The organism is Dehalococcoidia bacterium, assembly GCA_030648205.1.
Taxonomy (GTDB): Bacteria; Chloroflexota; Dehalococcoidia; order JAUSIH01; family JAUSIH01; genus JAUSIH01.
Genome location: JAUSIH010000112.1, coordinates 1 through 20,233 on the forward strand (window position 1 = coordinate 1; position 20,233 = coordinate 20,233).

18 protein-coding genes and 1 tRNA gene are annotated in these 20,233 nt (G+C 63.9%); 4 read left to right on the top strand and 15 right to left on the bottom strand.

Annotated elements, in window-relative coordinates:
* The 3 genes from Q7T26_12565 to Q7T26_12575 form a co-directional block, all read left to right on the top strand.
* The coding region (locus Q7T26_12565) for a hypothetical protein (GenBank protein ID MDO8532974.1) at window positions 1-402 on the top strand (402 nt) is incomplete at its 5' end.
* Window positions 403-785: 383 nt separating this feature from the next.
* A tRNA-Pro gene (locus Q7T26_12570) sits at window positions 786-862 on the top strand.
* 420 nt (window positions 863-1,282) lie between these two features.
* Window positions 1,283-2,080: a serine protease gene (locus Q7T26_12575; GenBank protein ID MDO8532975.1), complete on the top strand. Its 798-nt coding sequence runs from the start codon at window positions 1,283-1,285 to the stop codon at window positions 2,078-2,080.
* Window positions 2,081-2,255: 175 nt separating this feature from the next.
* On the opposite strand, the gene Q7T26_12580 is transcribed toward Q7T26_12575, so the two are convergent.
* Together Q7T26_12580 and Q7T26_12585 are read right to left on the bottom strand one after the other, a co-directional pair.
* Complete coding sequence (locus Q7T26_12580; protein ID MDO8532976.1) at window positions 2,256-3,041, bottom strand: HNH endonuclease; 786 nt, start codon at window positions 3,039-3,041, stop codon at window positions 2,256-2,258.
* A gap of 213 nt (window positions 3,042-3,254) precedes the next feature.
* Entirely contained in the window at window positions 3,255-4,256 is a 1,002-nt protein-coding gene (locus Q7T26_12585; GenBank protein ID MDO8532977.1) for a site-specific DNA-methyltransferase, read from the bottom strand.
* A gap of 376 nt (window positions 4,257-4,632) precedes the next feature.
* On the opposite strand from Q7T26_12585, the gene Q7T26_12590 reads away from it, so the two are divergent.
* The gene (locus Q7T26_12590; protein ID MDO8532978.1) at window positions 4,633-6,714 is read left to right on the top strand and encodes a (Fe-S)-binding protein; all 2,082 of its coding nucleotides are present in this window, start codon (window positions 4,633-4,635) and stop codon (window positions 6,712-6,714) included.
* Window positions 6,715-6,991: 277 nt separating this feature from the next.
* Here Q7T26_12590 and Q7T26_12595 read toward each other — a convergent pair whose 3' ends face one another.
* The 13 genes from Q7T26_12595 to pdhA all read right to left on the bottom strand — a co-directional run bounded on the left by Q7T26_12595 (window position 6,992) and on the right by pdhA (window position 20,232).
* Window positions 6,992-8,086 carry a glucose 1-dehydrogenase gene (locus tag Q7T26_12595; protein ID MDO8532979.1) on the bottom strand — a complete coding sequence of 365 codons (1,095 nt, stop codon included), beginning with the start codon at window positions 8,084-8,086 and terminating at the stop codon, window positions 6,992-6,994.
* A gap of 186 nt (window positions 8,087-8,272) precedes the next feature.
* A complete protein-coding gene (locus Q7T26_12600; GenBank protein MDO8532980.1) occupies window positions 8,273-8,554 on the bottom strand; it encodes a hypothetical protein in 282 nt (93 codons plus the stop codon).
* Between the two features lie 20 nt (window positions 8,555-8,574).
* On the bottom strand, window positions 8,575-9,138 hold the full coding sequence (locus Q7T26_12605; GenBank protein MDO8532981.1) for a c-type cytochrome: 564 nt from the start codon (window positions 9,136-9,138) through the stop codon (window positions 8,575-8,577).
* Between the two features lie 25 nt (window positions 9,139-9,163).
* Window positions 9,164-9,694 carry a DUF3341 domain-containing protein gene (locus Q7T26_12610; GenBank protein MDO8532982.1) on the bottom strand — a complete coding sequence of 177 codons (531 nt, stop codon included), beginning with the start codon at window positions 9,692-9,694 and terminating at the stop codon, window positions 9,164-9,166.
* A gap of 24 nt (window positions 9,695-9,718) precedes the next feature.
* Window positions 9,719-11,092 carry an NrfD/PsrC family molybdoenzyme membrane anchor subunit gene (gene nrfD, locus Q7T26_12615; GenBank protein ID MDO8532983.1) on the bottom strand — a complete coding sequence of 458 codons (1,374 nt, stop codon included), beginning with the start codon at window positions 11,090-11,092 and terminating at the stop codon, window positions 9,719-9,721.
* Between the two features lie 42 nt (window positions 11,093-11,134).
* Window positions 11,135-12,514, bottom strand: coding sequence for a hypothetical protein (locus tag Q7T26_12620; protein MDO8532984.1), 1,380 nt, complete (start codon window positions 12,512-12,514; stop codon window positions 11,135-11,137).
* The gene (locus tag Q7T26_12625) at window positions 12,489-13,205 is read right to left on the bottom strand and encodes a 4Fe-4S dicluster domain-containing protein (protein MDO8532985.1); all 717 of its coding nucleotides are present in this window, start codon (window positions 13,203-13,205) and stop codon (window positions 12,489-12,491) included. The genes Q7T26_12620 and Q7T26_12625 overlap by 26 nt, the downstream gene beginning before the upstream one ends.
* Before the next feature lie 36 nt (window positions 13,206-13,241).
* Window positions 13,242-15,500: a molybdopterin-dependent oxidoreductase gene (locus Q7T26_12630; protein ID MDO8532986.1), complete on the bottom strand. Its 2,259-nt coding sequence runs from the start codon at window positions 15,498-15,500 to the stop codon at window positions 13,242-13,244.
* A 16-nt stretch (window positions 15,501-15,516) separates the two neighbouring features.
* Window positions 15,517-16,038 (bottom strand): cytochrome c3 family protein, encoded by a 522-nt coding sequence (locus Q7T26_12635; GenBank protein MDO8532987.1) that lies wholly within the window; start codon window positions 16,036-16,038, stop codon window positions 15,517-15,519.
* Window positions 16,039-16,105: 67 nt separating this feature from the next.
* Window positions 16,106-16,402 carry a hypothetical protein gene (locus Q7T26_12640; GenBank protein ID MDO8532988.1) on the bottom strand — a complete coding sequence of 99 codons (297 nt, stop codon included), beginning with the start codon at window positions 16,400-16,402 and terminating at the stop codon, window positions 16,106-16,108.
* 356 nt (window positions 16,403-16,758) lie between these two features.
* Complete coding sequence (locus tag Q7T26_12645) at window positions 16,759-18,228, bottom strand: dihydrolipoamide acetyltransferase family protein (GenBank protein MDO8532989.1); 1,470 nt, start codon at window positions 18,226-18,228, stop codon at window positions 16,759-16,761.
* 62 nt (window positions 18,229-18,290) lie between these two features.
* Window positions 18,291-19,265 carry an alpha-ketoacid dehydrogenase subunit beta gene (locus Q7T26_12650; protein MDO8532990.1) on the bottom strand — a complete coding sequence of 325 codons (975 nt, stop codon included), beginning with the start codon at window positions 19,263-19,265 and terminating at the stop codon, window positions 18,291-18,293.
* A 10-nt stretch (window positions 19,266-19,275) separates the two neighbouring features.
* Window positions 19,276-20,232, bottom strand: a complete 957-nt coding sequence (pdhA, locus tag Q7T26_12655; GenBank protein ID MDO8532991.1) for a pyruvate dehydrogenase (acetyl-transferring) E1 component subunit alpha — start codon at window positions 20,230-20,232, stop codon at window positions 19,276-19,278.
* Window position 20,233: the final 1 nt, after the last annotated feature.

Here is a 20,233-nt window from a genome sequence, read left to right on the forward strand (position 1 = left end):
AAGGTCCCGAACGGGGACGAGCTGTCCCGTCCTGAAGAGCTAGGGTTCCTGGACCGCCTCCTGAACCTGCTGCACCGCCTTTTCCCCGGCTTTGTCCCTGCAAAAGAAGCAACTCAGCCCGCGGACACCCCGGACGCCCTGTACGCGGGCCGCATTGACCTGGTCATCTCGGCGGAGGACGCCTGGGGCAGGCTGGAGCGGATTCTGACGGGGCTGGCGAGCCTGCGCGGCGCGCAGGTGCACGGCCTGTACAGCGGCCCGCGCGGCGAGCAGACCGTGTCCCTGGAGATGGACGTGCCCGCCTCCATCAAGGACATCCAGGCCGCCGTGCCGGACCTCAAGGAGATTCGCACCATTTCGTCCCACAAGGGCGTCACGCGGCTGGCGGTGAGGATAACGTAACCTGACCCTGACAGGGCGGATACCTCATCCCCTGCCCCCTTCTCCTATGAGGAGAAGGGGAACGTGTTTAGGCCGGGGGACACCCCCAGACCCCCGGCGGGGGCCGTGCCCCTGCACTCTCTTTCAATACGGGCCCGGTTGCGTTCCGCTATGTTCCTATGAGGAGAAGGGGGGGTTGAAACTGGGGGATACCCCAGTGCCCCCGCCAGAGGGTACGCCCCTCTGGACTCCCACGTGGCGCGGATTCCCGACGACTCCATAGCTCAGTCTTGGAAACGCCATGCGGTCCGTCCGCCCGATGCGGAGGAGGCGAAACGAACTAAGCGCGGCGTCGTTGCGCGGCTTGAGGGGGAGCGCCCGTTGTGCTATGCTGTCACGAGTGTCGGGGTGTAGCGCAGCCCGGTAGCGCACCTGCATGGGGTGCAGGGGGCCGCTGGTTCAAATCCAGTCACCCCGACCATCTTAGTAAACAGAACGCTGTTACCAGGCCGGTGGCAGCGTTTTTTGTTTCCGCAGTCCGGCCCTCGGCGCTGCTCACCAATTCGCCCGCCGCACGTTAGTCTAGTAGGACAGGGAGTGGAATTTGCATCTGGGGGATACCCCCAGACCCCCGCCAATCCTTCCAGGGAAGGACTGGACTCTCCTTTTTCCGCAGCCTTCTAGTACCTACTTGCGGAAAAGAGCGTTATGAATAACCGCTCGTGGTGAGCTTGTCGAACCATGAGCGGCTCACCCTTCGACAAGCTCAGGGTGAGCGGGGTTGGGGTGCGCCTTTCATACGTGGATTTACGAAACTAAGTACTAGCCGGTGCTCGGCGCCCCGCAAGGCGGGGCGGACTGTCTATAATGGCGCTGCGCCACACAAGGCGGTGAGAGGGACATGAGACGAGGGTTCTCCCGCGCGCTTCCAGCATTCGCGTGCATAGCGCTGACTCTCGCGCTGTCCGCTTGCGCTGCCGTCGCCGCGCCGACGCCCACGCCCGTCGCGACGCCCATGCCGTCGCCCGCGCCCACGCCCACCTTCTCGCAGGCCGTCCCCTGCGCGGGCCAGGACCCCACGCTGAAGATCCTCCCGTCCATCGTGGAGGTCCGCGGCGTGACGCCCCAGGGGCAGGTGCAGGGCAGCGGGTTCGTCGTTGATCCCCAGCGCGGCTACGTCATGACGGCGACGCACGTGGTGGCGAACGTCCTTCCGGGAAGGCTGACGGTGACATTCCGCGACCAGCGGACGTATCCGGCCCGCCCTGTGGCGTCCACGCGCGCCTCCGACATGACGCTTTTGCAGACGGAGCGCACGGACTTCCCCGCGCTCTCGTTCGCGCCCGGGCTGAGCGCCACGGTGCCGAACCTGGCGCGCCGCGGGGCTGTCCATCAGGAGATGAAAGAGCTTGTCGCGGTCGGTCTCGTGGACTCCGCGTACAGGACGGCCATCGGGCGGACGCTGAGCGCGATTGTGGACAACGCGGGGTGGGTCGTGCTGGAGGCGGACGGCCCCGCGCGGCCGGGCATGAGCGGCGGGCCGGTGGTGAACCGCTGCGGCGAGCTGGTGGGCGTGCTCTCGCTGGGGCGCTCCACGGGCGACCGTATGGTGGCGCTGTGGGTTGACAGCGAGATTGTGGACGCGTTTGTCAGGATTGCCGCGGGCCAGCCCACGCCGACGCCGCGGGCGGGGCGATAGGGGGACACGAGTCTTGACTCACTGGACCATGAACGACATCTGACAGAGACGAGAAACGCACTGCTGAAAAGAACAAGAGCCTAGATAACCATCGAGATGGAAAGAGGTTCCTACAACATTTGACAAGGTCTCTGATCACCAGATTCCAGGCGCGTGCACAATGAACTTCTGGTGCCTAGCCGATGTTCCTGTAGCCGTTAGCCTGCCTAATGAAATGAACCGTGGGCCATTGGTGTCTATCAGGAGGCAAGTGGATTCTGCCCAAAGAGGCTTCAAATACGGCAAGGCCACCATCTTGATCAATTGCCCGTAGATTTCTTGCTTGCTCTGCATTTAGTCGCATTTCCAGATTTTCATCAAGGTAAATCAGACCGCGATCGAATGCGGCATGATAGGTGGGAGACAATGCGATCCCATTACCGATTACGTCCACACTCTCAGGGCCAGCCGCTACGGGTAGAATGTGGGCTGCCTCAATAAGACGTAGTTGCGCTCTTGTAACAGCGCAACGTTGCCCATACGCATGAAGAACCTGAGTACGGAAATTCGCGGCTCTAGCCAAGCGGGACACTTCACCAACGATTCGCTCACGCTCCCGTGGCAAAACGGCCAAGTCTCCCGCAGGAATATCCTCTAGGCGCGAGGCTCTGTGGAGCAATGTCAAAGCTGCGGCATCAGATCCCGCCGCATGCAGTTGGGCAGAATGCTGACAATAAAAGAGCAGATGGTCGGGGCGGATACCTATGGCCAGTTCGTCGTTCCCTTTGCGATCGTAGGCAAACCCATCCTGTAATGCCTGCCGAACAGTTCGGACATCAATCTGGACGGATGGCGACCCAACTGTGAAAGAACGGTGCCTATGGAGATCAAAGCCAGCAAACATCCGCAGATTGCGCTCATACCCCAACAGCACCGTGGGACCTTGAGGATTGAGCGCTAATGGGGAATCAACAGACGTCATTTGAATTCGATATTCGTGTGGAAGAGATGGCCGGCCTCCAGGTGTGAGTGTCCACACATAAGCCCAGAGTGGAAAGTTCGCTCCTTGACTTGCGACGAGGCATCTGCGCGGGTTGGGACGCGTATCCGGCACAATTAGACCCACGCCCCCTGATTCGGCCATAGAATCCAAGACGGCTTGCGTAACTTCTTGCTGCGAGGCGGCAGGCATTAGCTAACCCTCGGTCGAATCTCTCAGACCACTATTTGTGTCTCGCAACCCTTTAACCGGCCTACTACGCCCCCCATCCTTCGGCAGAGGAGTCCCGCCGTCAGCATCCCAGAGCTTTCCAGGACGAGGGATCTTGTAGAAGACATCCGATTGAGTGATGGGGATCACCTCAACTCCCAACATGGTCAATTGTGGAACATCGGGGAACCGCCCAACGGCGCCTCGGACGTATCGCTCTTCTATTTCCCCACAGAGCCATTTACGTTTCAATCTTTCTGCAACTTCCCCAGTGACACAACTCCCAGCGAACGGGTCAAACACGAAGTCTGCGGGGTCCGTGAGCATTCTAATAAAGAACTCCGGTATGGTGGCAGGGAATCTAGCAGGATGCGGAGCGATCCCGTGTTCTTGACAGTACCGTAAATAACGTGAGTTACTTTCTGTGTTAGCCACCGCCAAGAGGTTTGGCGGAATCGATGCGCCGTTGTTGCGTGAAAACTTCGTGCTGATGTCGTGGCCGCTGGGTCGCCGTTTTGCACGATATCCGTTGACCAGCAGTTGTTCCATGCTGTCACTATATGGCTGTAATACTCGTCGATTACTCGCTTTTGGCCACGGAGTACGCGACAGCCACCAAATCGTATTTACAGCATCCTTGACACGTATCCTACGCACATTGACCCATTCCGCGGGAGTTGGAAGGCGCGAGGGATTCCACCAGAAGAAATCCTGGGCGAGATGAAACTGAAACTCCTTGCAGAGAGTGACAAGTAGCTCGTACTGGTACAGGCTTTTTGTAGGGAGGCCGCGGTTCCAGGCGCTTCCGATATCTATGACAATTGATCCCTCTGGCTTTAGTATCCTCCTAAACTCGGCAGCGAAAGGCCGAAACCAATTAACGTACTCATCAGCGTCTGCATTACCATAGTCTTTTTTCCGGACGAGCCCAAAAGGGGGACTCGTCATTATGAGGTCAACGGTCTGGTCCCCCACATAATCGCGCATCAAACTAATGGAGTCTGCGCAATAGGCAGCGCCAAAATCAGTCTGAATTATTCTGGCAGGATTGAGTGGTCCACTTTGGTTTGGATCCGCCGGCTGGTTCTCCCCCCCAACCCCTTCGTTGTCCCTCATGTAACCCTAACCTTCCTCCGGGGTAGGCTCTGTCTGTACCATCTCGCTTTCTTGGACACTGGCTTGATTCTATTCCTACAGCCAACCAAGCGCAAGCAATGAGCTTCCGGCGCGTTTTCTAAAGCGCAGCGTTCGCTCCTGCACTTGCCGCGTTCCCCCCATTCAGCTACACTGGGGCTTGTCGCACCCCACGCTTCCTCCTTCCACGGAAGGACGCGGACTGCTCGCGAAAGGAGATGCCAGACACATGGTCCCTCCGCATGACTTCTTCGGACTGCCCATAGGGGTTGGCGTGTACCTCGTCACGCTGCTGGCGTTCGCCCTCTCCGCCTACCTGTTCTACAATCGCGTCTTCAAGCTCATCACCCTGGGCAAGCCGGACATGCGCTGGGACCGCCCGTGGCCCCGGCTCCTGCGGATGCTCAAGATCGTGTTCGCGCAGCGCAAGGTGCTCCAGAGCGTCTCCCTGAAGGACAGGGCGGGCCTGGGCCACGCCGCCATCTTCTTCGGCTTCCTCTCCTTCACCACGAGCTATCTTCTGTTCATCTTTCTCGACTCCCTCGTCCCGGACGCCTCGACCGCCATCCTCGGCGAGGGCGTCGCCCGCGGCTTCATCGTCGTTGTTGACGTCGTCGGCGTCGCCATCCTGCTCGCCCTGACGTGGGGCGTCCTCCGGCGATGGGTGGTCAAGCCGCACCGCCTCACCTTCGACCTGACGCGCGCGCCGGACTCCATCATCATCGTCGCGCTCATCGGCGCACTCATGGTCTTCACCTTCCTGACCGAGGGCTTCTACATCCGCTCCGGCGGCGCGGGCCCAGCGACGGCTGCGCCCGTCGGCCAGTTCCTGGCGGGAGGGCCGTTCGCGGGCGTCGGCAAGGCTGCCGCCGCGACGCTGCACGCCGTGTTCTGGTGGCTGCACCTGGGCGTCATCATGGGCTTCGCCGTCTACATCCCCCTGTCGAAGCACATGCACATCGTCGCCAGCCCGCTGAACGCGTTCTTCAACGACCTGGCGCCGCGCGGCGCGCTCCGCCCCATCCGCGACATCGAGAAGCAGGAGCACTTCGGCGCGGGCACGGTGCAGGACTTCACCTGGAAGGAGCTGCTGGACGGCTATGCCTGCGCCGTGTGCGGCCGCTGCACCGACAACTGTCCCGCCCACCTGACCGGCAAGGTCCTGTCGCCCATGCACATCGTGGAGAACGCCAAGCACCATCTGATGGCGGTGGGTCCCGCCGTCCGCGCGGCCCGCGCGAAGGGCCAGCCCGACCCGGCGCCGGAGAAGCCGCTCATCGGCGGGGCCATCCCGGAGGAGGCGGTCTGGGACTGCGTGACCTGCGGCGCCTGCGAGCAGGAGTGCCCCGTGGCCGTCGAGCACATTGACAGCATCATTGACATGCGGCGGCACCTTGTGCTGGAGCAGTCGAAGATGCCGGAGACGGCCAAGCAGGCGCTGCTGAGCATGGAGCGGCGCGGCCACCCGTGGCGCGGCACGACGTTCAGCCGCACCGACTGGATGAAGGGGCTGGGCGTGAAGACGCTCGCCGAGGACCCCAGCATCGAAATCCTCTACTGGGTGGGCTGCACCTCGGCGCTGGACGAGCGCAGCCAGAAGATCGCCATCGCCAACGTGAAGCTGTTCCAGGCGGCGGGCGTGAAGTTCGGCGTGCTGGGCGCGGAGGAGACCTGCACCGGCGACCCGGCGCGGCGCATGGGCAACGAGTACATGTTCCAGCTCATGGCGCAGCAGAACATCGAGACGTTCAAGAAGTACAACATCAAGAAGATACTGGCGAGCTGCCCGCACTGCTTCAACACCATCCGCAACGAGTACCCGCAGTTCGGCGGCTCCTACGAGGTGGTGCACCACACGCAGTTCCTCGCCAAGCTGCTCAAGGAGGGCAAGCTGAAGCCGTCCGCGGGGGCGGATCTGTCCATTACGCCCCACGATTCCTGCTACCTCACCCGCCACAACAACGTCGTGGACGAGCCGCGCATCGTGCTGCAGGCCATCCCCGGCGCGAAGGTGACGGAGATGCAGCGCTGCAAGAAGGGCACGTTCTGCTGCGGCGCGGGCGGCGGGCACATGTGGATGGAGGAGGGCGGCAGCAAGCGCATCAACCACCACCGCACGGAGCAGGTGCTGGAGACGAACGCCAGTGTGGTGGCGACGGCCTGCCCATTCTGCCTGCAAATGTTCGAGGAGGGCATTCGCTCCAAGGACGTGCAGGAGAAGCTACAGGCAAAGGACATAGCGGAACTGCTGGCGGAGAGGATCGGGAACGGCGCGCCTCCCGCGGCCACGCCTCCGCAGCCGAAAACGTAGCCCGGCTTGTGGGCAAACGGCACCCCGCCCCCCCCCAAAAAAATAGTTTGAGATTGGGGGGGACACCTCCCCCAATCCCCCGTCAGGAGGGTTTCACCCTCCTATACTTTCCTGCGTTGCTGAAGAAGGAGAGTCCCGAGGGGCTAAGCCCCGTAGCCTGTCCTGAGCGAAAGCGAAGGAACGGGGGCGCTGGGGGTGTCCCCCAGTATTCTTTCCTCCCCCTTCCTGCGAGGAAGGGGGCAGGGGGATGGTCGAAAAGGGCTATCCCATCCCTCTGCTACTCAGGGCCGAACTCCACCACCACCTTCACGTCGTCCGGGCCTCGGCGCAGCGCCGCTCTGAAGTCGGTGGGCGGCACGCGACGGGTGAGCATGCGCCCGAGCAGGCCCGGCCACACGCTCTCGAAGACCGCCAGGTCGGCTATCGCCTGGCGCATGTCGCGGATGTTGGCGTTCACCGAGCCGACGATGGCCTTGTTGCCCAGGACAATCCCCTGGTTGAGGACGCTGGCGTCCACCCACACGTCGTTGTGGCCGCCCGTCACGCTGGTCAGGCACAGCACGCCGTTCGTCCCCATCAGGCCCATCGCCTGCATCACCATCCCGCTGTCGCCCGTCGCTTCGATAATCAGGTCAATGCCGCCCGTCCGCTTGGGCAGGTCCGCCAGCGGCGTCTCGGCGAGGCTCACGTAGCGCGCCCCCGCGTCCTGAGCGAGCCGCGCACGGGACGAGGCCGTGGGGCCTCGGCTCGCCACGTAGGTCAGCAGTCCCTGGCTCTGGAGGAGCAGCGCGGCCAGCAGGCCGATGGGCCCGGCGCCCAGCACCAGCGCCGTGCGGGGCCGCCAGAGCATGCGCCTCTGCATTTCGAAGGCCTGTCGCAGGGCCTTCTCCACCACGGAGAGCGGCTCCACAAGCACCGCGACGGGTGCCACGGCGGGCGGCGCCTTCAGCAGGTACTGGGGCTGGTCAATGAAGTACTCCGCCATGAAGCCGTGCATACCGCGGATGCCGCGCTCCGTGTAGCGGCCCCAGAGGCACATATCCTGCTCCCCGTTCAGGCAGTTGGGACAGCCGTCGGGGCGGCGCACCATCGCCACCACGAAATCGCCGGGCAGCAGGCCCCGCACGTCACGACCTACCTGGGCCACCTGTCCGAACGACTCGTGCCCCAGGACTAGATAAGGGCTTCCCTCCGGCGCCTCGCCGTAGAGGCCCTCGTTAATCTCCGCGTCGGTGCCGCATATGCCCACGCGCACCGTCCGCACCAGCACGTCGCCCGGGCCGCTCAGCGGCCCCAGAGGGACCTCCGCCAGCCGGGCGCTGTCCTTTTTCCCCGGCGTCACCACGACCGCCTGCATCGTGCTACCCGCCATACGCTTTCTCCCGACCTACGTTCAGCCCCGCTTAAATAGTAGCCCACTTCATGGGCTGGAGAAAGAGGGCCAGGCTAAAGCCGTTCATGAGCGGATGGGAAACCACAAACGCCCCGTGGCGGGGCGTCGTGCGGTGAGCGATGTCCTAAAGGTCCCGAAGGGTAACGAGACAGCCGCCTTAGCGGGCTACCGGCCGCTGGGCCTGCGGGCCGCCTGCTGCGCGCGCCACTCATCGTACCCGGTGCCCAAGAACTCGACCAGGATGTTGAAAAGAATGAGCAGCATCATGCCGGTGACAAAGCCAGCCCATACATTGAAGAAGAACTGCGGGAACGGATTCATGACCGTGTCCCACAGATAGAACCCGGCGGCTCCTATCCAGAACAGAAGGAGGTCCACAATGACCAGACGGACTGTCCCGGTCCGGCTGCCTTTAAAGAACCTGTGAAAGCGGTAACGCGCAGGCATGGCCGACTCCCCCATATCCTCTACTTGCCCTGCAGGGAACGGATGTAGTTGACCAACGTCCAGCGGTCTTCCGGCGTCAGCAGCTTGCCGAAAGCCGGCATGTTCGCCTTGCCGTTCGTCAGCGTATAGAACAATTGCCCGTCTGACTGCGACACGATGGCCGGCGCCGTGTAGTTCGTCGGCAAGATCACCGTGGGATCGGTCGCCTGGGCGGCCTTGAAGAAGGCGGCCACGGTGCCGTCGCCCAGCCCCTTGGGGCCGTGGCACACGGCGCAGTTCACATCATACAGCTTCTTGCCCAGCGCCAGATTCGCCGCACCACGCGGGACAGTGTTCTTCAGGCCCGCCGCCTGCTCGGCAGTGTACGAGACCTCCCGCCCGGTGATCGGCACCGACTGGGCAGGCGGGTACAGCCGCGGCGGCTCCTGCGCGCGGTAGGACGGCTGGTAGTGCATCTCCGCGAAGTAGTCCAGCGGGTACGCGCCCGTACCCGCCCAGGGCCACTTATTCCCCGGCTCGCAGCCCGTCAGGAGCAACGCCACCCCTATTCCCAGAGCCAGAAAGAGCAGCTTTACCGTCTTCATCACGTCCGTCCCAACCGATACTCGGCTAGGTAGTCGCCAGCCCAGGCTGGTTGTCGAACTTCACGTCGTCGGCGCCGGCTTGCCGCAGCGCGTTCAGCGCCGCGTCGAACCGCTGAGGCTCGCACTCCACCCGCACGCCCACATACCCTTCAGTGATCCGTCCATCGTACACCGAACGCCGTACACGGGGCAGGCGAGACTCAAAAAGAATGCCAAGGATGGTAAAGAGGATGGCGCCCAGCATGGTGCCCTCATACATGATGATCGCCATGGGCGGGACCGACAGGATGGGTTTGCCGCCGGTCACCATCGGATAGGAAAGCTGCGTCCCCAAGGTGAGCAGCAGGCCCACGGAGAAGCCGCACGCCGCTCCAATGAACGGGAAGACGAACAGCTTGTGGCCGATGTGGTGCTCGCCGAAGGCCCCTTCCGGGTACGGCGTGCCGGAAAGGATATCAATCTCTCCGTCCGTGAAGCGGTTCTGCTTCAGGTTGTCTACCGCGGTCGCCGCGGCGAGGGCGTCTTTATAGAGGCCCAGTGCAGCTCTCTTCGCCATCGTAATCCACCTGTCCTTCGCTATCTAATCGTGGACCAGGCCGGGCACGCGCGCGCGGCCCACCTGGACGTCATCCTTCAACAACTGGCCTTCCTTCTGCTCCCAGACGGGGATAAGCGGGAAGAACTTGGAGAACATGAGCAGGCCAAAGCCAACCAGAGCGAACGATGCTGTCACCAACGCAATCTCCACAATGGTGGGAGAATAGTTGGCCCATGTGAACGTGAACGCCTGCTTGCGCAGCAGGCCCGGCACGATAATCTGAAAGCGCTCCAACCACATGCCGATGTTCACCAGGATGGAGGACCAGAACATCAGCGGGATGTTGCGCCGGTTCTTCTTGGATAGCCATAGAGGTATCGGAATGAGATAGGACGCCAGGGCGAACAGAACGAATAGGAAGCTCATGGGCCACTGGAACATGATGAGCGTCCGGTTCTCAAGCTCCTGCGGCTCGAGCGAATACATGCCGAAGAAGAAGTCCAGCACGTAGAAGTAGAGCCATGCCGTCGCCACGACCACCAGCAGTCGGCCCAGAGCGTCGAAGTGGTCAGGCCGTATGTAGTTCTTCAGCTTGAATATCCAGAGAAGCAGCGCCATTATCGTGACGACAGCCGACACGCCCGAGTGCACGGCGCCGATGACGAAGTAGGGAGCGAAGACGGTGGCATGCCACGTTTCCACCGCTATGGCCATGCCGAAGTCCCACGACACGATGCTGTGGACGGAGACGAACACCGGCAGGATCAGCGCCGAGAGAAGGATACCCGCGACGGCCTGAAGCCGCCACTGGCGCGGGTTTCCTTCCCACCCCAGCGATAGGACAGAATACAACTTGTGGCGCCAGCCTGCGGTCCGGTCCCTGATCATTCCCAGGTCAGGGACAAGCGCGATGAAGACGAACAGAATCGTGCCCGTCAGGTAGGTGAAGATAGCGCTGGGGTCCCAGATCAGCGGCGACCGGACGTTGGGCCAAATCCCGCGTGAGAAGTCGTAGGGGAAGACCCAGTACAAGGCGCGCCACGGCCTGCCCGTGTGGATGAGAGGGAAAAGCGCCGCCGTGCTCAGGGCGAAGATAGTGAGGACCTCCGCCGCGCGGGTCACGGGGCGCCGCCACTCGGCCTGCGTCAGGCGCAGGATGGCCGAGATCATGACGCCCGCATGGCTGATGCCGACCCAGAACACGAAGTTGGTGATGAGGAAGCCCCAGAAGACCGGCCTGTTCAGGCCGAGCACGCCCACACCAAAGTAGATGAGAACGCCCGCGGCGAGGACTCCCACGCCGACCACCGCTCCCAGGAGCAGCACCAAGCCCCAGAACCACATGGGCGTGTGCAACACTCCGGAAAGGAGCTCGCGGTTTATCTGCGCGTCGCTTAACTGTACCCGTTCCTGCATATGTCTCTGCCTCTAGCTATGTACCCGTCGCCGGGACGACACTTACTCCGGTTTGGCGAGGACTACCACTTTGGCCCTCATGAAGGTGCGGACCACCCGATAGTGCAGCATCTCCTTGACCTCCCAGACGGACACCACCGGGATGATGCGCGTCGCAAGCAGATACAACAAGATGGCGCCCGCCACCATGCCTATCATGATCATGAAATCGGCTCCGTCAGGGAGATGCGCCGCCGGGACCGACTCCAGGGCATGGGCCTTGATATCCTCCACCGAAAAGGCGGCCACATACAGCCGCAGCCTGTCGGCGAACGCTCCGATCAGCACGACGCAGCCCGCCAGGAACGGGCCGACAGTGCTCTTGCGCACGACGTTCCATATGAGCAGAAGGAAGGGCAGAACAAAGCTGAACAGAACGGCGGTCCCGTAAAGGCCCGCATAAGGGCCGAACATCAGAAACGTCAGAACGGACTGCTCCGCCGGCAGCTTGCCGTACCAGAACGTGATGAAAGTGGCCCACTGAAAATAGAACCACAGCATGGAAAGGGCCAGGAGCAACTTGCTCAGCCCCCAGAACTGCTCGGTGTCAATATAGCTCTTGTAGCCGCCCACCCAGCGCAGAAGGCCCAGGGCCACCAGAGTGATAGCCACGCCGCTCTGCAACCCCACCAGAGCGTGGAACGCCGGGAATATGTTGTCCTTCCATCCCGGCACCAGCGCCATGGCGTAATCAACGCTGATGAGCAAATGGGTGAACACGAAAAACATGAGGTAGAACCCGCCCAACACACCCAGCGCCACCTTCTGCATATGCCACTGCCGCGGCGTCCCCTGCCAGTGCAGCGCCAGCGTCGTCCACAGCCCCTTCCTGCCTCCGGGCGCGTGGTCGCGCGCCACGGCGATGTCAGGGAGCGCCGCGGTGTACAGAAGGCCCAGGCCGCAGATGGCAAGAAAAACGACCGCAAGGGTGTCGAACAGGTACGGAGCGCCCACGGGCCACTCAAACCAGAGGGTCCGCCGACCCTGCACGGGCGGAATCAGGCCCACCATGACCAGGAAGAGCACCGAGCTTAGGACCCCCACCACGGCAAACATCTCCGACGCGCGGGCGAGGGGGCGACGCCAGTGGCCTTTCACCATGCGCGTCGCCAGAGAGACGATGGGCGCGCCCTGAAAGGCGGTTAGAAGGAACGCGAAGGTCGCGGCGAAGTACCCCCACCTGGCGCGGTCAGCGAAGCCGCCCTGCAGCCGCAGGACTACACCGACGACGCCGATGATGAACAGGACGCCCAGGACAGCCACAGCCGTCCAGAAGCGAGGCCCGGCATGGGCCAGACGTCCCAACAGGTCGCGGGTGATCCCCTGCTGCTCTTCCAGCAGCCTCTGGGCGGATGCTTTAGTGGCCGCTGGCGTCTCGTGCATTGGGATCAACCTTCTTGAGATAGATGACATTTGGCTCCGTGCCAAGGTGCTCCAGCAGGTGGAAATTGCGCTTGTCCTCAACCAGCTTCGCCACCTTGCTGTCCTTGTTCGTGACGTCGCCGAAGACCAGAGCATCCGTGGGACACGCCTGAACGCAGGAGGGAGACACCTCGCCGTCGCGCAGGTCACGGCCCTCCTTCTTGGCCAGCCGCGATTTCCTGTGGATGCGCTGCACGCAGAAGGTGCACTTCTCCATGATGCCGCGGCTGCGGACCGTCACGTCCGGGTTCAAATGGTTCTTGAGCGTCTCCGGCCAGACCGCCTCGAACCAGTTGAAGAACCGCACCTGGTACGGACAGTTGTTGGCGCAGTAGCGCGTGCCCACGCAGCGGTTATAGACCTGGACGTTTAGTCCCTCGTTGTTGTGGTAGGTGGCATAGACAGGACAGACCGGCTCACAGGGGGCGTTGCCGCACTGCTGGCACATGAGCGGCAGGAAACGGGCCTTCACGTTGGGGAACTCGCCTTCCCAGTACCGCTCGATGTGTATCCACTCAAACGCGCGGTGCTGGAGGAAGCTAGGCTCTTCGTTGATGGGCAGGTTGTTCTCCGCCTGGCAGGCCACAACGCAGGCCTCGCAGCCTGAGCAGCGGTCGGCGTCGACCACCATAACCCATTTCCTATCGGCCATTGAGTCGTCCTCCTCCCCGGGACAGCATGTTCCTGGCTAGCCCCTGGTTACCGGAGCCACGGGCGCGCCGGGCAACTGTCGGGCCTCTACCGCGCCGCCCTCGAACTTGGGGATGGGCATGCGGCGGCCCGTGGCGCTGACGCGTACGCGGGTGGCGCCCCAGGCCAGTCCGCCTGTCTCCGCGTCCGTCAGCGGGGCGATGATGGAGAGCGGGTTCGCCCCGCGGCCCGCCGCGTAGTTGGTGTACGAGGAGTGGCCCTGGCCCGCCGGTATGCCGATGACCTCCGGCGACACGCCGGGGTGCGGATAGACCGGGGCCTCGATGCTTTTGCCGTTGGGCGCCTCCACGCGCACGATGTCTCCTTCCACCAGGCCCATCTGCTTCGCGACCTTGGAGTTAATCTCAACCCAGGTGCGCCAGACAACGGTGCTGATGGGGTCGGGCAGCGCCTGCAACCAGGGCAGATGCGCGCCGCGGCCGTCCGTCATGGAGAGAGACGGGAAAATGACGAGATGGTAGGGGTACTCCGGGGCCGAGCCCGCGTACCGGGGCAGGGCCGGGGGCTTTGAAAAGATGGGAGCCGTCGGGGACGCCGAGGACCTGGCGTTGGAGTCCCACCAGCCGCCCTGCTGAAGCGCCTTGTTCCAGAAGACCTCAAACTCCGCGGCGGTGACCGAGCCGCGCCGCGCCTGGTGCAGCTCCCGCACCGAGTCTCGCACCATCTCGCGGACGTTCCGCCACGGCAGCGCCTTCGCCATGTCGGGACCAATCTCCTCGGCCACGGTGAGCAACACGTCGCCGAAGGCGCGGGTGTCATACAGTGCTTTGACCACGGGCTGCTGCAGCCCCACCACCTGATGGCCTGGGCCAGGCTCTGGGACGTCTCCGCCCCAGCTCTCCAGGTACGTGTGGTCGGGCAGGATGAGGTCCGCCTGGGCCGTCGTCTCGTCCATGAAGCTGGAGAAGCTGACGATGTACTGGGCCTTGCCCAGGGCATCCCCCGCGTTCACTTCGGCGGGGAGGCCGTAGAGCGGATTTGCGCCGTGGACCAGCAGAAGATTGACCGGCTTGGGCTGGCCCGTGCGAAGCCTTTCCACCAGCTTCTGCCATGCGGAAAAAGGCGTCGCGCCGGACGTGGCGGGGACATCCTTCAAGGGCGACGCGGGGTTCAGCAGCACGCCGCCCCGCTTCCCCACATTGCCCACAAGATAGTTCAGGGAGTACACAGCCAGCATGTTCGTATAGCCGTTGGTGTGCGCGGCGGCGGACCCGCCGCCTATGGCGATGCTCGGCTGGTGGCTGGCGAATTCCCGCGCCAGCTCCTGGATGCGCGCGGCGGGGACGCCGATGACGGACTCAACCCGCTCAGGGCTGAAGGACGCCAGCGCCCGAGCGCCAGCGCCCGCCGTGATGGAGGCCGCGGCCCGCGCGTCCGCAGAGCCGTCGGACATCAGGACGTAGGCCATGCTCAGGGCAAGGACGCCCTCCGTGCCTGGCCGGACGGGGACCCACTGGTCGGCGTTGGCCGCCTCCAGCGAGAAGCGAGGCTCCACATGGACCAGGGTGCCGCGCTTGCGGTTGGCGCCCTGCCGGAACTCGCCGTAGTGGCGGTTGTAGCGCACAGGCGAAAGCCATGTCTCCAGGAAGTCGGCGCCGAAGGACATGACGTAGGATGCGTTCTGGATGTCGAACTCGGGGACGACGTCCTCTCCGAAGGCCGTCTTGAGCGCGGCGCGGAGGGCGGCCTGGTCCATGGGCTCATAGGCCAAGCGCTCACTTCCGTACGTGCGGGTGAAGCGGTCCACCAGCAGGGACATGGGCCCGCGCAGAGGCTCGTGGGCCAGCACCACGGTGTCCGCGGCGCTTCCCCGGAGCTGCTTCAGGCGTCCCACCAGGTCGTTCAAGGCCTGGTCCCACGTGATTTGCTGCCACTGCCCGCTTCCCCGCGCGCCCGTGCGCCGCATGGGGCCCTTGATGCGGTCGGGGTGGTACAGCGCCTGCACGCCCGCCAGACCGCGGGCGCAGAGCTTACCGCGGTTCACCGGGTAGTCCGGGTTCCCCTCTATCTTCTTGGCGCGCCCCTCCATGACACGGACGATGATGCCGCAGCCCGCCGGACACTGGCGGCACACGCTGGCGTACCAGCTCTCGTCTCCGTCGAGGACATCCTCCGGAATGCGGGCGGGGCTCTGGACCAGAAGCTCTTTCTCAGGAATGCTGCACGCGGTGAAGAGCGCGGCCCCCGCCGCGGACACGCCGGCGAGCTTCAAGAATTCGCGCCGAGATAGCTGCATTTTCTCTATGCCCCTGTTAGTTATGGCACGTCGCGCAGTCGGTGGGCGCGTTGTTCTGACGATGGCAAGTCACGCAATCGCCCATGTTGAGGGGACGCACCTGACTTACCTGGTCCATGGTCTCCACCGCACCGTGACACGTGGCGCACTGGTACCCCGCTCTGATGTGCGGCTCATGCACGAACTTCACGGTGTCAGGGACGCGGTGCACCCGGATCCAGTCAATGGGCTGCTGTGCCGCAAAGGCCGCGCGAAGCTTCTCAACATCCGGCCTGCCCGACCCCGCGACGGTATGGCAGAACATGCACTGCTCCAGCGCGGGCACAGTGGCGGCGGACCCCGACTCCACGTTCCGGTGACAGAACACGCACTGAATGCCCAGGCTCCCCGCGTGGAGGGAGTGCGCGAACTTGAGTGGCTGCACCGGCCCGGCGGCCACCTGAGCGGACACCTGGCTGATGCCGATGCCGATCAGAAGAATAAGAAGAGGGCCGCCGATGACCAACGGCAACAGCTTTATTTTTGTCCCGTATTTCATCCGGCTGTCCCTCGGCCTCCGTTACTCATGCGCATGACCTCGCGGCGTCCTGGAAGTCGCCGAGCGTCTAGATGAGCCTCTGTGCGTAAATGGATGTTGTGACACCGGTGTTCGTGAGCGTGCTGATGGCGGTGTACAGAGCCAGACCAAAGAACATGAGACCGACGATGTAAAACACGGGACGGAGAGCGCTCGCCCGGCGCGCCAGGTTTCCCGTCATGGTGAGCGAAGGGATGACAGCATGGGCGAGGAGAAACGAGAAGGCGAAGGGAACGACGAAGACGACGATGATGAAAAGCGACGTCGTGATGTGAAACAACTGGCCCCAGTCTGCCGTCGTAACCGTCCGAGGGTCGATCTCCATACTCTCCGTGTAACCTCTCGCTGAGATAAACTGGAGCCTGACCACTAACGGCAGGCTCCGGAGGGAATAACACAAAAGACCGGAAAACCCGGCCTTGGGCAGCTTGTTGCCAAGCTACCACTACCCTCCCACCGCACCCGCTTCGCTCATGGACACTTGTGATGCCCTGAACAATCACGAGGGCCAACGGGCATTCTAAGCACTCACGCCGAGCCTGTCAAGGGGTTGTGCGCGTTGGGGCTACGCGTTAAGTGCGCATCGGGGAGAGCGCGAAAAAAGAGATAACGGGCAGAGTGCCGCCCGTTATCTCTTCAGCTCATTGCCAACGAGGGCTGGGGAACTGCCCCCGCGTCCTGTTATAGCAGCAGGCTGACGGGGTTCTCCAGAGTGGCGCGCAGATCCTTCAGGAAGAGGCCGCCCTGAGCGCCGTCGGTGACGCGGTGGTCTATGCACAGGGTCACCATCATCATCTCGCGCACTACCACCTGGCCGCCCCGCGCCACGGGCTGCGGCCGGACAGCGCCCACGGACAGAGCCGCGCTCTGGGGCGGCGTGATGATGGCGGTGAAGTTGTCCACGTCGTACATGCCCAGGTTGGTGACGTTGAACGTGGTGGCTGAATATTCCTCCGCCTTGAGGACGCCCTGACGCGCCCTGTCCGCCAGGTCCTTGCTGGCCCTGGCGATCTCCACCAGGCTCTTGTGGTTGGCGTCCAGGATACCCGGCGCAATGAGTCCCTGGTCCAACGCGATGGCGATGCCGATGTTGATGTGCGGGTGGACGTGAACCTTGTCATCAACGAAGCTGGCGTTGAACAGGGGGAACTTGCCCAGCGTGGCGGCGACCGCCTTGATGATCATGTCGTTGACGCTGACCTTCACGTCGCCGCCCAGGGCGTCGTTCAGCCCCTTGCGGAGGGTCATGGACTCCGTCATGTCAATGGCGACCTGGACGTAGAAGTGCGGGATGGTGCGCTTGCTCTCCGCCATCCGCCGGGCGATGGCCAGGCGCATCTTGGACAGCTCGATGACCTGCTCGCCCGCAGGCGCGGGAGCGGCGGGCCGTGCCGGCGCTGCCGCGGGCGTGGCTGTCGGTGGAACGGGGGTCGGCGTCGCAGCCGGTGCGGGGGGGGCCGTCGGCAGCGCTGCGGCGGGAGCGGCCTTGCGCTTCTCTACATAGGCGAGGATGTCATCCTTGCCGACGCGTCCGCCGGGGCCGGTGCCCGTGACCTGGCGGATATCCACGCCCATCTCGTCCGCCAGCTTCCGCGCGATGGGTGAGGTGTTGGCCTCCCGGCCCGGCGCGGCGGGTGCGGGCGTCGCGGCCTGAGCGAGGGCCACGGGCGGACTCGACGCAGTCTTTGATGCGACGCCTGGCATGGCTTCGCCCGGCGCGGCGGGTGCGGGCGCGACAGCCGGGACCGCGGGCCGTTTCGCCTCCGCGGACGCCGCCGGAGCCGGAGCCGCAGTCGCGGAGGCAGGAGCGGCGGCGGCCGGGGCCGTGGTCTTCCCTTTCGCCTCCGCGGGCGCTGTTGGCGCCTGGGCCGGAGCTTCGGCGGGTTTGGACGCCGCATCCGGCAGGGCCTCGTTCGGTGCGCCGATGAAGCCGATGACCTCGCCGACGGGGACGGTGCGCCCCTCGTGGACGAGGACCTTGCGCAACACGCCGGCCCCGAAGGCCTCCACCTCTACGACGGCCTTGTCCGTCTCTATCTCGGCGATCGGCTCGCCCTTTTGGACCTGGTCGCCCTCTTTCTTGAGCCAGCGGGCGACCTTGCCCTCCTTCATGTCGAAGCCCATTTGAGGCATGATGATTTCGGTAGCCACGCAAGACCTCCTTCTGATTGGGACGTCAACGGGGCGCGGGATACGCCCGGAAAGACGTTGAGTTAGGCCGGGACCTTGACGGCCCGGATGATATCATCCTCGTTGGGAATGGCGGTCAGCTCGAGCTTCCGCGAGTACGGCATGGGCACGTCCTTGCCCGCCACGCGCATCACCGGCCCGTCCAGGGAATCAAAGGCGGCCTCCTGAATCCGGCCGACGATCTCGGCGCCGAAGCCGCCGGTCCGCCACGTCTCCTCGACAACGACGCACTTGTTGGTCTTCTTCACGGACTCCACTGCGGTCTCCACGTCCAGGGGGCGCAGCGTGCGCAGGTCAACCACTTCGGCCTGAATGCCGTGCTCCTGGGCCAGCCGCTCGGCGGCGCGCAGCGCCACCTGGGTCATGCGCAGGTAAGAGACGATGGTCACGTCCTTGCCCGGGCGCTTGACCTCCGCCTTTCCGAAGGGGACGGTGTACCACTCGTCCGGGACCTCTCCCTTCAGCGAGTACAGCAGCGAGTGCTCCACGAAGATGGTGGGGTTCTTGTCCTTCAAGGCGGTGCGCATCAGTCCACGGGCGTCATAGGGGGTGGCCGGGACGGCTACACGCAGGCCCGGCAGGCAGGCGAACCAGCCCTCCAGGCTCTGGGAGTGCGTCGCGGCGAGCTGATTGCCCCCGCCGCTGACCGTCCGGATGACCAGCGGAACGCTGACCTGCCCGCCCGACATGTAGTGTATCTTGGACGCGATGTTGACGATCTGGTCAAGGGCCAACAGGCTGAAGTTGATCGTCATCAGCTCCACAATGGGCCGCATGCCGGCCATGGCCGCGCCGATGCCCGTGCCCACGATGACCGACTCGGCGATGGGCATGTCCCGGATGCGCTGGGGGCCGAACTCCTTGATGAAGCCCTTGGTCACGGCGTAGGAGCCGCCGTAGTCGCCGATGTCCTCGCCCATGAGGAACACCTTGGGGTCGCTCTGAAGGGCTTCGCGCAGGGCGCCGCTGATGGCCTCGCGATAGGTGATTATAGCCATAGTCAGCTCCCTACTCCGCCAGAATGTCCGTGTAAAGTTCTTCCGGCGCCGGCTCGGGGCTCTCGTTGGCGAAGCGCACCGCCTCCTCCATCACCCTGTCCACATCCTGCTCTATCTGTTGGAGGTCATCAGCCGTCGCCAGGCCCTCGTCTTTGAGTTTCTTGGGGAAGTGCAGGATGGGGTCACGTTGTCGCCAGCGCGTCTCCTCTTCCTTCTTGCGGTACTCCACCGGGTCCGCCATGGAGTGGCCGCGGAAGCGATACGTGATCGCCTCGATGAAGCTGGGACCGCCACCGGAGCGCGCGCACTCCACCGCCTCATGCGTCGCCTTGTTGACGGCCAGCACGTCCATCCCGTCCACCTGCTCGCCGGGGATGCCGTAGCTGTTCGCCAGCTTGTAGATAGCCGGGCCGGAGAAGGTCTTCTGGATGGCGGTGCCCATACCGAAGCCGTTGTTCTCGCAGAAGAACACGACGGGCAGCTTCCACAGGGATGCCAGATTGATGGACTCGTGGAACTCACCCTCGTTCACCGCGCCGTCCCCGAAGAAGGCCAGCGCGACCTGCTTCTCGCCCTTCTCCCTGGATGCGACGCCCAGCCCGCACGCGATGGGCAGCATGGCGCCCACTATGGCGTAGCCGCCCAGGAAGCCCTTGGAGGCGTCAAACAGGTGCATGGAGCCGCCTTTGCCCTTGCTGGTGCCCGTGGCCCGTCCGAACAACTCCGCCATGAGCCGGCTGGGGTCCAGCCCCCGCGCCAGGGCGTGGCCGTGCTCCCGGTAGTGGCTCACGATGTAGTCCGCGGGCCCCAGACAACTGACGGAGCCCACGGCGCACGCTTCCTCGCCGATGTACAGGTGCAGGAAGCCGCCTATCTTGCCGCGCATGTACCACTCGGAGCACGCCTCTTCGAAGCGCCTGATGAGCAGCATCCGCCGGTAGAAGTCCTGCATCTGGGCCTTGGATATG

What these genes read in the sequence shown, in the direction of transcription:
- Q7T26_12630 (MDO8532986.1), bottom strand. Translation starts at nt 15,500, where the DNA reads ATGCAGCTATCTCGGCGCGAATTCTTGAAGCTCGCCGGCGTGTCCGCG.
- Q7T26_12610 (MDO8532982.1), bottom strand. Translation starts at nt 9,694, where the DNA reads ATGGCGAAGAGAGCTGCACTGGGCCTCTATAAAGACGCCCTCGCCGCG.
- Q7T26_12595 (MDO8532979.1), bottom strand. Translation starts at nt 8,086, where the DNA reads ATGGCGGGTAGCACGATGCAGGCGGTCGTGGTGACGCCGGGGAAAAAG.
- Q7T26_12575 (MDO8532975.1), top strand. Translation starts at nt 1,283, where the DNA reads ATGAGACGAGGGTTCTCCCGCGCGCTTCCAGCATTCGCGTGCATAGCG.
- nrfD (MDO8532983.1), bottom strand. Translation starts at nt 11,092, where the DNA reads ATGCAGGAACGGGTACAGTTAAGCGACGCGCAGATAAACCGCGAGCTC.
- Q7T26_12640 (MDO8532988.1), bottom strand. Translation starts at nt 16,402, where the DNA reads ATGGAGATCGACCCTCGGACGGTTACGACGGCAGACTGGGGCCAGTTG.
- Q7T26_12650 (MDO8532990.1), bottom strand. Translation starts at nt 19,265, where the DNA reads ATGGCTATAATCACCTATCGCGAGGCCATCAGCGGCGCCCTGCGCGAA.
- Q7T26_12605 (MDO8532981.1), bottom strand. Translation starts at nt 9,138, where the DNA reads ATGAAGACGGTAAAGCTGCTCTTTCTGGCTCTGGGAATAGGGGTGGCG.
- Q7T26_12580 (MDO8532976.1), bottom strand. Translation starts at nt 3,041, where the DNA reads ATGACGTCTGTTGATTCCCCATTAGCGCTCAATCCTCAAGGTCCCACG.
- Q7T26_12625 (MDO8532985.1), bottom strand. Translation starts at nt 13,205, where the DNA reads ATGGCCGATAGGAAATGGGTTATGGTGGTCGACGCCGACCGCTGCTCA.
- Q7T26_12620 (MDO8532984.1), bottom strand. Translation starts at nt 12,514, where the DNA reads ATGCACGAGACGCCAGCGGCCACTAAAGCATCCGCCCAGAGGCTGCTG.
- Q7T26_12585 (MDO8532977.1), bottom strand. Translation starts at nt 4,256, where the DNA reads ATGCGCGATTATGTGGGGGACCAGACCGTTGACCTCATAATGACGAGT.
- Q7T26_12590 (MDO8532978.1), top strand. Translation starts at nt 4,633, where the DNA reads ATGGTCCCTCCGCATGACTTCTTCGGACTGCCCATAGGGGTTGGCGTG.
- Q7T26_12600 (MDO8532980.1), bottom strand. Translation starts at nt 8,554, where the DNA reads ATGCCTGCGCGTTACCGCTTTCACAGGTTCTTTAAAGGCAGCCGGACC.
- Q7T26_12635 (MDO8532987.1), bottom strand. Translation starts at nt 16,038, where the DNA reads ATGAAATACGGGACAAAAATAAAGCTGTTGCCGTTGGTCATCGGCGGC.